11 protein-coding genes are annotated in these 12570 nt (G+C 65.9%); 7 read left to right on the top strand and 4 right to left on the bottom strand.

Translation table 11 applies throughout. The features are described from left to right. The first annotated feature begins 100 nt into the window (after nt 1-100). The 4 genes from VGG53_RS02055 to VGG53_RS02040 are packed head-to-tail and all read left to right on the top strand — an operon-like array spanning nt 101 to nt 4651. The gene (locus VGG53_RS02055; protein ID WP_331516337.1) at nt 101-1282 is read left to right on the top strand and encodes an acyl-CoA dehydrogenase; all 1182 of its coding nucleotides are present in this window, start codon (nt 101-103) and stop codon (nt 1280-1282) included. 17 nt (nt 1283-1299) lie between these two features. Then, on the top strand, nt 1300-2397 hold the full coding sequence (locus tag VGG53_RS02050) for an acyl-CoA dehydrogenase family protein (protein WP_331516318.1): 1098 nt from the start codon (nt 1300-1302) through the stop codon (nt 2395-2397). A 56-nt stretch (nt 2398-2453) separates the two neighbouring features. Next, entirely contained in the window at nt 2454-3959 is a 1506-nt protein-coding gene (gene fadD17 / locus VGG53_RS02045) for a long-chain-fatty-acid--CoA ligase FadD17 (RefSeq protein ID WP_331516317.1), read from the top strand. A 5-nt stretch (nt 3960-3964) separates the two neighbouring features. Further along, nucleotides 3965-4651, top strand: coding sequence for a hypothetical protein (locus VGG53_RS02040; RefSeq protein WP_331516316.1), 687 nt, complete (start codon nt 3965-3967; stop codon nt 4649-4651). Here the strand turns inward: VGG53_RS02040 and VGG53_RS02035 are convergent. The 3 genes from VGG53_RS02035 to VGG53_RS02025 form a co-directional block, all read right to left on the bottom strand. Then, on the bottom strand, nt 4637-6193 hold the full coding sequence (locus VGG53_RS02035; protein ID WP_331516315.1) for an acetolactate synthase large subunit: 1557 nt from the start codon (nt 6191-6193) through the stop codon (nt 4637-4639). The genes VGG53_RS02040 and VGG53_RS02035 overlap by 15 nt on opposite strands. A 121-nt stretch (nt 6194-6314) precedes the next feature. After that, the gene (locus VGG53_RS02030; protein ID WP_331516314.1) at nt 6315-7094 is read right to left on the bottom strand and encodes a fructosamine kinase family protein; all 780 of its coding nucleotides are present in this window, start codon (nt 7092-7094) and stop codon (nt 6315-6317) included. After that, on the bottom strand, nt 7091-8782 hold the full coding sequence (locus VGG53_RS02025; protein WP_331516313.1) for an acyl-CoA synthetase: 1692 nt from the start codon (nt 8780-8782) through the stop codon (nt 7091-7093). Before VGG53_RS02025 ends, VGG53_RS02030 begins: the two co-directional genes overlap by 4 nt. A 33-nt stretch (nt 8783-8815) precedes the next feature. On the opposite strand from VGG53_RS02025, the gene VGG53_RS02020 reads away from it, so the two are divergent. Both VGG53_RS02020 and VGG53_RS02015 read left to right on the top strand, forming a co-directional pair. Next, nucleotides 8816-9616 (top strand): crotonase/enoyl-CoA hydratase family protein, encoded by an 801-nt coding sequence (locus VGG53_RS02020; protein ID WP_331516312.1) that lies wholly within the window; start codon nt 8816-8818, stop codon nt 9614-9616. Nucleotides 9617-9723: 107 nt separating this feature from the next. Further along, the gene (locus VGG53_RS02015; protein WP_331516311.1) at nt 9724-10653 is read left to right on the top strand and encodes a hypothetical protein; all 930 of its coding nucleotides are present in this window, start codon (nt 9724-9726) and stop codon (nt 10651-10653) included. On the opposite strand, the gene VGG53_RS02010 is transcribed toward VGG53_RS02015, so the two are convergent. Next, nucleotides 10625-11848 carry a cytochrome P450 gene (locus VGG53_RS02010; RefSeq protein WP_331516310.1) on the bottom strand — a complete coding sequence of 408 codons (1224 nt, stop codon included), beginning with the start codon at nt 11846-11848 and terminating at the stop codon, nt 10625-10627. The genes VGG53_RS02015 and VGG53_RS02010 overlap by 29 nt on opposite strands. 57 nt (nt 11849-11905) lie before the next feature. Here VGG53_RS02010 and VGG53_RS02005 point away from each other — a divergent pair. Then, a partial coding sequence (locus VGG53_RS02005) for an acetoacetate decarboxylase family protein (protein ID WP_331516309.1) occupies nt 11906-12570 on the top strand: 665 nt, incomplete at its 3' end.

The following is a 12570-nucleotide window of genomic DNA, read 5'->3' as shown; positions in this document are numbered from 1 at the left end:
TGGACCCTCAGACTAGAACGTGTTACAACCTCAAGTGGCGAGTGGGTAGCCGTTGATGCAGGCTGCCGCGCGACTCACCCACGACTGGAGGGCGGCCGGAATGCGCATCAGTTACACCCCGGAGCAGGAGGAGCTGCGCCGCGAGCTGCGGTCGTACTTCGCCAAGCTGATCACGCCGGAACGTCGTGAGGCGCTGAGCTCGACGTCAGGTGAGGTCGGCGAAGGCAACGTTTACCGCGAGACTGTCGCGCAGATGGGCAAGGATGGGTGGCTCACCCTGAACTGGCCCAAGGAGTACGGCGGCCAGGACCGCTCCCCGATGGAATCGCTGATCTTCACCGACGAGGCCGCGATCGCCGGCGCACCGGTGCCGTTCCTGACCATCAACAGCGTCGCGCCGACGATCATGGCGTTCGGCACCGAGGAACAGAAGAATTTCTACCTGCCGCGCATTGCGTCAGGGAATCTGCACTTCGCAATCGGCTACTCCGAGCCCGGCGCCGGCACCGACCTGGCGAACCTGCGGACCACCGCGGTGCGTGACGGTGACGATTATGTGGTCAACGGCCAGAAAATGTGGACCAGCCTGATCGCCTACGCCGACTACGTCTGGCTGGCGGTCCGCACCAACACCGAAGCCAAGAAGCACCGCGGCATCTCGATGCTGATCGTGCCGACCAGCGCCGACGGTTTCTCCTGGACGCCGGTGCACACCATGTCCGGCGTGGACACCAGCGCCACCTACTACCAGGACGTCCGCGTCCCGGTGGCCAACCGGGTCGGCGAGGAAAACGCCGGCTGGAAGCTGGTGACAAACCAGCTCAACCACGAGCGCGTCGCGCTGGTGTCACCGATGCCAATCATCATGGCGCTCAACCAGGTCCGGGAATGGGCACAGAACATCAAGGATGCCGCCGGCGCCCGGCTCATCGACTCGGAATGGGTGCAGCTCAACCTCGCTCGGGTGCACGCCAAGGTCGAGGTCCTCAAGCTGATCAACTGGGAACTGGCGTCATCGGGCTCCGAGTCCCCGTCCCCGGCGGACGCTTCGGCGGCCAAGGTGTTCGGCACGGAGCTGGCCACCGAGGCCTACCGGCTGCTCATGGAGGTGCTGGGCACCGCGGCGACCCTGCGGCAGGATTCGCCCGGCGCGTTGCTGCGCGGCCGAGTCGAGCGGATGCATCGGGCTTGCTTGATCCTGACCTTCGGCGGCGGCACCAACGAGGTGCAACGCGACATCATCGGCATGGTGGCGCTGGGCTTGCCCCGAGCCAACCGCTAGCGAATTCTGGAGAACCCATGGACTTCTCAACAACCGAAGCCGCCCAGGATCTCGGCGGTCTGGTCACCACGATCGTCGACGCGGTGTGCACGCCCGAACATCAGCGCAAACTCGACGGCCTCGATCAACGGTTCGACCGGGAGCTGTGGAGCAAGCTGGTCGACGCCGACATCCTCTCCACTGCCGCACCAGAATCGCTGGGCGGAGGCGGCTTTGGCGTGCTCGAGGAGATCGCCGTCTTGGTCGGACTGGGTCGTCAGCTGGCTGCGGTGCCCTACCTGGATTCGGTGGTACTGTCCGCCGGCGCGCTGGCCCGGTTCGGCTCCGCCGAACTCCAGCAGGACTGGGGTGCTCCCGCAGTGGACGGCAAGAAAATCCTCGCCGTCGCACTGGACGGCGAGATGGGGGACGGACCGGTCCAGGCCGTACCGGTCGGTGACGGCTACCGGTTGACCGGAACCCGCACCCAGATCGCTTACGGGCCGGTGGCCGACGCCTTCCTGGTGCCGACTGAAACCGATTCCGGCACTTCCGTTTTCCTGGTCGCTGCCAGCGATCCAGGCGTCACGGTGACCGCGCTGGACACCACCGGTCTGGGCAGTATCGGGCATCTCCGACTGGACGGCGTCGAGGTCGACCGGCAGCGCATCGTCGGCGGCGACGACGTGGTCGCCTGGATCGCCACACTGGGCGTGCTGGGCCACACCGCATTCCAGCTCGGCGTGCTGGACCGCGGACTGCAGTTGACCGCCGAGTACGCGCGCACTCGTGAGCAGTTCGATCGTCCGATCGGCAGCTTCCAAGCAGTGGGGCAACGGCTGGCGGACGGCTACATCGACGTCAAGGGCCTGCGGTTGACGCTGACCCAGGCGGCGTGGCGACTCAGTGAGGATTTGCCTGCCGGGACCGAGGTCGCCACCGCGGCATTCTGGGCGGCCGATGCCGGACATCGTGTGGCACACACCATCGTTCACGTGCATGGTGGCGTCGGCATCGACATCGACCACCCGGTGCACCGCTATTTCCTGGCTGCCAAGCAAACCGAGTTCGCGCTGGGCGGCGCCACCGGGCAGCTGCTGAAGATCGGCCGCGAGCTGGCGGACACCCCCGCTTAGCCGCGTCCGTCGACGATGCGGACCGCGCAGCGGACCGAGAAGGAGGCGGACCATTGATGGACGCACTTCCTACCGTCGCGGATCTGCTGGCCCCGCTGGTTGATATCGACGATCGGGGCGTCCACTTCGAGGATTCGTTCGTCAGCTGGCGCGACCATCTCCGGCAGGGCGCTGCGGTTGCGGCGGCACTGCGCGCGCGACTCGACCCCAGCCGGCCACCGCACGTCGGGGTGCTGCTGGAGAACACACCGTTCTTCTCCTCGGTCTTGGTCGCCGCGGGGATGACGGGAATTGTCCCGGTGGGACTCAATCCGGTGCGCAGGGGTGCTGCGCTAATTCGAGACATCCACCATGCCGACTGCAAGCTGGTACTGGCCGACACGAATTCGGCTGGCACGCTAGGCGATATCGACCACATCAACGTCGACTCCGCTGCGTGGGCCGGCGAGGTCGCCGCACAGCGCGACGCCGAGATTCGCTTTCAGTCGGCAACGCCCGATGACCTGTTCATGCTGATCTTCACGTCGGGCACCAGCGGTAACCCCAAGGCGGTCATGTGCAGCCACGGCAAGGTGGCGATCGCGGGCGTGACCATGGCGGAGCGGTTCAGTCTCGGCCCCAGCGACATCTGCTATGCCTCGATGCCGTTGTTTCATTCCAACGCGGTCCTGGTCGGATGGGCGGTGGCATTGACCTGCCGTGGATCAATGGTGTTGCGCCGCAAGTTCTCTGCGTCTGGATTTCTGCCGGACATCCGTCGCTACGGCGCCACCTATGCGAACTACGTGGGCAAGCCGCTGTCGTATGTACTCGCCACACCCGAGCGCCCGGACGACGCCGACAACCCGTTGCGGGCGGTGTACGGCAACGAGGGTGCACCCGCCGACATCGAGCGGTTCGCCGCCAGGTTCGGCTGCCGGGTGGTCGACGGGTTCGGCTCGACGGAGGGTGGGATCGCGATCGGCCGCACACCCGACACGCCGGACGGCGCCCTGGGATCACTGCCCGAGGGGATCGAGATCATTGACGTCGACAGCGGCGAGCGCTGCCCGGTAGGCGTGATCGGTGAGCTGGTAAATGTAAGCGGCCCAGGGCGTTTCGAGGGCTACTACAACGACCCCGAGGCCAACGCGCAGCGGATGGCCGGCGGCATGTACCACAGCGGCGATCTGGCCTACCGCGACGAGGCCGGTTTCGCGTATTTCGCCGGCCGGCTGGGTGACTGGCTACGGGTCGATGGCGAAAATCTCGGGACCGCACCCATTGAGCGGGTGCTGGAGCGTCATCCGGACGTGGCCGAGGTGGCGGTTTACGCGGTGCCGGATCCGGCCGTCGGTGATCAAGTGATGGCTGCGTTGGTGCTGGCGCCCGGTGCGGAATTCGACACGGACAAGTTCCGCGTGTTCCTGGCCGAACAGACCGATCTCGGACCCAAGCAATGGCCGTCTTACGTCCGGGTCAGCACCAGTCTGCCGCGAACAGCGACCTTCAAGGTGCTAAAGCGACAATTGTCGGCCGAAGGCCGGGACTGCACCGACCCGGTGTTGCCCATCCGCCGGTAGGCGCCGTGAATCGCGCCTCTTTCGATGAGCTTTCGAGTCGCCTTCCAGGCGAGGTCGGTATCGCAATCGTTCGCGCCGGTCAAGCCCCGCTGTGTCTGGGCAGGTGGTCGACCGGCGTCGCGTGGTCGACGAGCAAGGTGCCGCTAGCGATAGCGGCGCTGCGGGCGGGTGTCGGGAGCGACGAGCTTGTCGCGTCGACGATCGTTCAGTCGGACAACGCCGCCGCCGAGGAGCTCTGGTCGCAACTCGGCGATCCCGCCGAGGCGGCCCGGCAGGTGCGCGCCGTCATCGTCGAGGCCGGCGACCCAGCCACGGTGATCGAATCACGGCGACGCCGTGCGGGTTACACGGCGTTCGGGCAGACGGGATGGTCGCTTGCCGGCCAAGCCCAGTTCGCGGCCGGGATGTCACATGTGCACGGTGCCTCGCCTGTGGTCGATCTCATGCGTAATCTGACGACCGAACACCATTGGGGTCTGGCGCCCAAAGGCTTTGCCGCGAAGGGTGGTTGGGGCCCGGGCCTGGGCGACGACTATTTGGTCCGCCAGTTTGGCATCATTCCAACGGAGTCCGGCAACGTCGGCATAGCCCTTGCGGCGGCCGAAATGCGGGACGGTGGATACCAGGCCGGGGTCGATGTGGTCAACAGCCTCGCCGACTGGATTGTCGATCACGTCCTAACCGAGCAGTGAGGGCACAACGGCGTCGATCAGGTGCGGGCCTGGTTCGTCGAACGCCGCGCGCAGCGCGTCGGCGAATTCCTCGGCGGTGGTGGCCCGCCGTGCGGGTACGCCCAGACCTTCAGCGATCTTGACGAAATCGATTGTCGGACGTGATAAGTCGAGCAGATCGAGCGCCTTTGGGCCGGGCGTCGAGCCTGCTCCTACCCGCTGGAGTTCGAGCCGGAGGATGTCGTAGGCGCCGTTGTTGTAGATGACGGTGGTGACGTCGAGGTTTTCCCGTGCCTGGGTCCACAGGCCCGAAATCGTGTACATCGCAGAGCCGTCGGATTCCAGACAAAGCACCGGCCGGTCGGGTGCGGCGACCGCGGCCCCGACGGCCGCTGGGATTCCGTAGCCGATCGCCCCGCCGGTCAGGGTGAGCCAGTCATGCGCGGGAGCGCCGGCGGTTGCGGCGGTCAGCGGCACACCGGAGGTGTTGGATTCGTCGACGACGATCACGTTTTCCGGCATCAACGCACCGACCACGTCTGCCACCGACACGGCCGTCAGCGCACCGGTCGGTAGTTGGGGACGCGACAGCTCTGCGACCGCAGCTTTCGTGCCGGGTGCCACCTCGTCGGCCAGTGCCGCCAATGCAGCTGCGGCGCCGTTGGGTCCGGCGAGCACATGCACACTGCAACCCTCCGGCACCAGATCGCTCGGCTTGCCCGGGTAGGCGAAGAACGACACCGGCGACGCCGCGCCGGCCAGAATGAGATGCTTGGTACCCTCGAGTTGGGCCACGACTGCCTCGGCGAAATACGGGATCCGGTCAACCGCCGGGATTCCGGCGCCACGTTCCAGCCGGGTCGGGAATGCCTCGCAGCACCAACGGGTTCCGGTAGCCTCGGCGATCCGGGCAGCCGCGGTCAACCCTGCGCCGTGGGTAGCGTCGCCGCCGATCAGCAGAACCGTGGGTTCGCTGGACCGCAACACCGCAGCGGCTGATTCGACCGCATCCGAGTCGACGGCCGGCGGCTCAGCCTGGCGCGACGACAGCTCGCCGACTTCGGCGCCGTCCGTCCACGAAGTGTCGGCAGGCAGGATCAGGGTTGAAATCTTGTGATCAGCAATACTTTTCGCGATCGCCTCGGCGGTATCGGCAGCGACGTCGACAGCGTCACTGGTCCGATGCACCCAACCCGAGACACTGCCGGCCAGCGCATCGATGTCGGATTCCAGTGGGGCGTCGTACTTCTTGTGAAAGGTGGCGTGGTCACCGACGACGACCACCATCGGGACTCGCGCGCGTCGGGCGTTGTGCAGGTTGGCCAGGCCATTACCCAGCCCGGGACCCAGATGCAGCAGCACCGCGGCCGGCCGGTCAGCGATGCGCGCATAACCGTCGGCCGCGCCGGTCGCGATGCCCTCGAACAGGGTCAGCACGCCACGCATCCGCGGAACGGTGTCCAACGCCGCGACGAAGTGCATCTCGGAGGTACCGGGGTTGGCGAAACACACGTCGACACCACCATCGACCAAGGTACTGATCAGAGCCTGCGCGCCGTTCACGAACGCAGCCTAGCCCGGCGACGATGCGGGCCGGAACGGCCCGAGGAGGAGCCGGGCAATCGACCCTAGCCCGGCGACGATCCCGGCCGGAACGGCCCGAGGAGGAGCCGGGCAATCGACCCTAGCCCCGTGGCTCGAGAGCCAACGCCGCCATCGCGCATATCTCCGTGCGCTGCGCGTGCCCGCCGCCGAACAGCACCACGTGCGCCAGCAGCGCAAACAGCTGGTGCAGCCCGATGCGTGTGCGCCAACCCGGCCGCAACGGGTGCACCCGCTGATAGCCGTCGATGATGGCGTCGTAGTGCGGGCAGCCGAACAGCGCGAGCATCGCCAGGTCGTTCTCGCGGTGGCCACCGTGTGCGGCGGGATCGATCAGCATCACCCCGTCGGGCGTCCACATCACGTTGCCGCCCCACAGATCACCGTGCAACCTGGCCGGCGGGTCGTCGTCGTCGAAGTCGCCGGCTCGGCAGCGCGCCGCGACAGCGTCGACCGCGGCACGAGTCGACGGGCTCAGGCGGGGCGCCGCCGATTCGGCCATCGGGGCCAACCGCTCGTCGGCGTAGAACTCGCCCCAACGTCGGTGCGGCCGCAGCGACATCGGCAACGGCTGCATCAGCGGCCCGAAGAATCCGGGCCCGTCCCACCTGTCCGGGCCGGCGCCGAAGCCCGTGGCTCCCGCATCGTGCGTGACGGCCAGCTGGGTGCCGAACTCGAAAGCCGCTTCCGGACTGGGATTTACCGACTCGAGCCGTTGCAGTGTCAGGCTCGTCGCGTCCACCGAGACAACCGGTACGCAGGGCACGCCGCCGTCGGCCTGCGAAAGCCATTGCAGCCCAGCGGCTTCACAGGCGAAGAAGCCCTCGGGCGCGTTTGGATGGCGCTTGACGAAGTCGGTCAAGCGGTCGCGTGGGCGGCATGCACGTCGTCGGCCGGCCGCGCCTCGGTCTGCTCCTTGGCCCACCGGTAGTCCGGTTTGCCGGCCGGCGAACGCTTCACTTCGTCGACGAGCCAAAGGCTGCGCGGCACTTTGTATCCCGCGATCTCGGCGCGTACGAAGCCGTCCAGGTCCGACAAGCTCGGCCGAGATCCCGGGCGCGGCTGTATGACAGCGGCCACGTGCTGGCCGTAGCGGGCATCGGGCACGCCGACCACCAACGCGTCGAACACGTCGGGATGACCTTTGAGCGCGGCCTCGACCTCCTCGGGGTAGATCTTCTCGCCGCCACTGTTGATCGACACCGAGCCACGACCCAGCATGGTGACGGTGCCGTCCTCTTCGACTTGCGCGTAGTCGCCCGGGATCGCGTAGCGGACGCCATTGATGGTTTTGAACGTCTCGGCGGTCTTCTTCTCGTCTTTGTAGTATCCGACCGGAATGTTGCCCTTCTTGGCGATCAGGCCGCGTACGCCCGACCCGGGCTCTACCTCGTTGCCGTCGTCACCGATAACGACGGTGCGGTGATCAATCGTCACGCGCGGGCCACCGCTGTGCGGGGCATCCTTGGCGACGATGCTGGTGCCGCCAAAGCCGGTCTCCGACGAGCCAATTGAGTCGGTGATGACCCGGTTGGGCAGCAGCTCCAGCAGCCGCTCCTTGATGCTCGGTGAGAACAGCGCCGCCGTGCTGGCGAGCAGGAACAGCGACGACAGGTCGTATTCATTGCCGGCGTCCTGATGCGCCAACAAGGCATCGAGCAGCGGGCGTGCCATGGCGTCACCGGTGAAGAACAACAGGTTCACCTTGTGGTCGTGGATTCTGCGCCACACCTCGTCGGCGTTGAATTCCGGTGCCAGCACGGTGGTTTGGCCAGAGAAGATCGACATCCAGGTGGCCGACTGGGTGGCCCCGTGGATCATCGGTGGAATCGGGTAGCGGATCATCGGCGGATTGGCGGCGGCGGCCTTGGCCAGGTCGTACTCGTCCTTGATGAATTCGCCTGTGGCGAAATCGGTTCCGCCGAACAGCACCCGATAGATGTCCTCGTGGCGCCACATCACGCCCTTCGGGAACCCGGTGGTGCCGCCGGTGTACAGCAGATAGACGTCGTCGGCGCTGCGTTCGCCGAAGTCACGCTCGGGTGAGCTCTCGGCGACCGCCGCATAGAACTCGACGCCGCCGTAGCTCTGGTAGGCGCTGTCGGGAACATCGGAGCCGTCGTCGACGACCAGGATCGTCTTGACGTTGGGCGTTTCGGGGAGCACGTTGGCGACGCGATCGGAGTACTGGCGCTCGTGCACCAGCGCAACCATGTCGGAGTTGTCGAACAGGTAGCGAAGTTCGCCCTCGACGTAGCGGTAGTTGACGTTGACCAGGATCGCGCCCGCCTTGACGATGCCCAGCATCGCAACGACGATCTCGTTGCGATTGCGGCAGTAGAGGCCGACCTTGTCGTCCTTCTGCACACCCCGGTCGATCAGGTAGTGCGCGAGGCGGTTGGCCTTCTCCTCGAGTTGGGCATAGGTCAGTTGCTCGTCGCCGCAGATCAGGGCAACACGGTCAGGGACAGCATCGACGGCGTGCTCGGCAAGGTCGGCAATATTCAGGGCCACGGACCCTAAATTAGAACGTGTTACATTTCCTGACAAGTTTCAGGTCGGCGCACAGGAAGGCGATCCCCCGTGAGCGAGTCCGAGAAAAAGGCTGACGCCCTCATTGAGCAGCGCGGACACACCCTGATCTTGACGTTGAACCGTCCTGAGGCCCGCAATGCGCTTTCTACCGAGATGCTCTCGATCATGGTCGAGGCGTGGGACCGCGTCGACACCGATCCCGACATCCGCTGCTGCATTTTGACCGGGGCCGGGGGCTACTTCTGCGCGGGCATGGACCTGAAGGCCGCGACCGCGCGCCCGCCGGGCGACTCCTTCCGAGACGGCAGCTACGACCCGTCGCGCATCGATGCTCTGCTCAAGGGCCGGCGACTGACCAAGCCGCTGATCGCGGCGGTCGAGGGACCGGCCATCGCCGGAGGCACCGAGATCCTGCAGAGCACCGACATCCGCATCGCAGGAGAAAGTGCCAAGTTCGGCATCTCCGAAGCCAAGTGGAGCCTGTATCCGATGGGCGGCTCCGCGGTGCGGTTAGTGCGCCAGATCCCTTACACGGTGGCCGCCGATTTGCTGCTGACCGGACGGCACATCACCGCCGCCGAAGCCCTGTCGTACGGGCTGATCGGCTACGTCGTTCCCGACGGGGACGCGCTGACCAAGGCACTCGAAATCGCCGACGTGATCAGCAACAACGGGCCGCTGGCGGTGCAGGCGATCCTGCGCTCGATCCGGGAAACCGAGGGCCTGCACGAAAACGACGCGTTCAAAATCGACACCCAGCTGGGCATCAACGTGTTCCTGTCCGAGGACGCCAAGGAAGGCCCGTTGGCGTTCAAGGAGAAGCGCACCCCGCAGTTCGAAGGCCGCTGACGGTTCTTGCCTGCGGCGAGCGTGCACTGAGGGCGGCCTCGAGGCGGCTGCACCGCCATGAGCGCACGCTCGGCGAGGATGTCGGTACGTAACGGCACAATTCCGCCATGGCGGAGCCGTTCCTCGGGAGTGAAGCTCTGGCTCGCGGTCGGCTTACACGCCACTCGCTGCGAAGCAAATACGTCGCGATACATCCTGACGTCTATGTCCCTCGTGCCGCCGAACTGACCGCAGATTCGCGTGCCCGCGCTGCTTGGCTGTGGTCGCGGCGACGCGGAGTCATCGCGGGCCAGTCGGCGTCGGAGCTCCACGGCGCCAAGTGGGTTGACGCTCGGGCACCAGCCGAGTTGCTGTACGACTACCGACGTCCACCGAGGACCATTCGCACCTGGTCTGATTGCTTCGACGAAGACGAAATCCAGACGCTCGCTGGCATGCGGGTGACAACGCCGGCAAGAACTGCTATCGACATTGCGTGCCGCTATCGGGTCGGGCCAGCGGTTGCGGCTCTTGACGCGCTTGCTCGTGCAACGAAGCTCAAGCTGGCCGACGTCGACTTGCTCGTCGAACGCTACAAAGGGCGTCGGGGAATCCGGCGTGCGCGCACGGCGCTGGAACTCGTCGATGCAGGGGCCGAGTCACCCCGCGAAACATGGCTACGCCTGCTACTCATCCGCGCTGGCTTCCCGCCGCCGCAGACACAAATTCCGGTCTACGACGAGTTTGGCCAGCTTGTCGCCGTCCTCGACATGGGTTGGGAGAACATCAAACTGGCTGTCGAATACGACGGTGACCACCACTGGACAAACCGTCGACAATTCAATAAGGACATCAGACGGGCAGAGGCCGTCGCAGCGTTGGGCTGGGTTGACGTGCGAGTCACTGCGGAAGACACCGAAGGCGGCGTCATCGCGCGCGTTCAGGCTGCCTGGGAGCGCCGAGCGTGCAATGGGGGCGGGCTGCCGGCGATTTCACCGCCATGCGCGCACGCTCGGCGCACGCGGCGCCTCAGCCCGCCAGCGGCGCGCTCGGTGTGAACACCATCGGCATCGACTCCAGACCGCTGACGAAGTTGGCTGGGCGCAAAGGCAATACGTCGTCATCAGCGACCAGCCGCAAATCGGGCAGCCGTTCCAGCACTCGATCGGTCATCAGCCTCAACTCCAAGCGCGCCAGCTGATTTCCCAGACAGAAGTGGGTGCCGAAGCCGAAAGCCACGTGGCCGTTGGGGTCTCGCCGGATGTCGAACTGGTCGGGGTTCTCGAACATCGACTCGTCGAAGTTCGCCGACTCGAACAGCAACATGATCTTCTCGCCCTGGCGCAGCTCGGTGCCGTGAAACTCGGTGTCGGCGGTCAACATTCGACACATATTCTTCACCGGTGAGGTCCAGCGCAGCATCTCTTCGATCGCGCCGGGCAGTAACGACCGGTCCGCCGCCAGCGCCTCCCATTGATCGCGATGACGCACCACCTGCTCGGTGCCGCCGGACAGGGTGTGCCGGGTGGTCTCGTCGCCGCCGATGAGGATCAGCAGGGTTTCCATCACGATCTCGTCGTCGGCCATCCGCTGTCCCTCGACTTCGGAGTTCACCAGGATGGAGAACAGGTCGTCGGTGGGCTCGGCACGACGCTTGGCGATGGTGCCCATGGTGAACTCGGTGTAGGCCGCAAACGCATTCATCACCGCCTGAAACTCCATGCCCGCCGGGTCGATGTGTGAGCTCAGCCCGGTGACCAGATCGTCCGACCACTTCAGCAGCATGCCGCGTTCCTCGGGCAGCACGCCCAGCATGTCGCCGATGACGGCCATCGGCAGCGGGGCGGCGATATCGCGGACGAAGTCGCACTCGCCGCGCTCGCAGACGGCATCGATCAGCGTGTCGCACAACCGGGCGATCGACGGCTCCTTCTCGGTCACCCGCTTACGGGTGAAGCCGGCGTTGACGAGCTTGCGCCGCACCAGGTGCGCGGGATCGTCCATGTCGATCATGTACGGCATTCCGGGCTGATCGGGACGAATGCCGCCGGTGTTGGAGAACAGCTCGGGATTGCGCTCCGCGTCGATGATGGCCTGATAGGTCGTCGCGCCGGCCAGGCCGTTGCGGTCGCGGAACACCGGCTGGTTGGCCCGCATCCAGCGATAGGCCTCGCGCGAAGTCCGGCGGTCGGCGTAGAAGTTGCCATCCGCCAAGTCGATGTTCACGATCGTGTCGGGGATCGTCGCAGTCATGTACCTAGCCTCCCGTTTTCTACTTGGCCCAATTACTAGCGGATTACAGTGACCTGCATGCCGAATTCACAGCACACCATCGCCGGAACGGTGCTCACCATGCCGGTGCAGATTCGCAAGGCGGACGTGCACACGGCGATGTTCTCCGTGGATGCAGCCGCGGCTCAGCGGCTTATCGACTACAGCGGCCTGCAGGTCTGCCGACACCGACCCGGCCGCGCCGTAGTCAACCTGATGCTCGCTCGCTACATCGACGGGGATCTGGGGAAGTACCACGAATTCGGTACCTGCGTGATGGTCAACCCGCCGGGCTCGCAAGCGCGCGGACTGCGGGCGCTCGGCGATGCTGCTGCGTTCATCCACCACCTGCCGGTCGACCAAGCCTTCACCCTGGAGGCCGGCCGCACCATCTGGGGATTCCCAAAGATCATGGCGGACTTCACAATTCGCGAAACGGGCAACTTCGGCTTCGACGTCAGTGCCGAGGGTTCGCACATCGCCGGCATCGATTTCGGTCGCGGGCTGCCGGTGCCCTCGCTGTTCACGTCGCGTCCGCAGGTGCTCAAGACCTACACCTACGCCGACGGCACCACCCGCGAGGTGCCGTGGGAGATGCGGGTCAGCGGGCTGCGCGGGCGGGTCGGCGGAGCGACGCTGCGCCTTGGCGATCACCCCTACGCCAAGGAGCTGGCGTCGCTGGGCCTGCCGAAGCGCGCGATGGT

Origin of the sequence: Mycobacterium sp., from assembly GCF_036490025.1 — a bacterium.
GTDB lineage: Bacteria > Actinomycetota > Actinomycetes > Mycobacteriales > Mycobacteriaceae > Mycobacterium.
The sequence above is the reverse complement of the archived record's forward strand: the minus strand, read 5'-3'. Positions and strand labels throughout refer to the sequence as shown.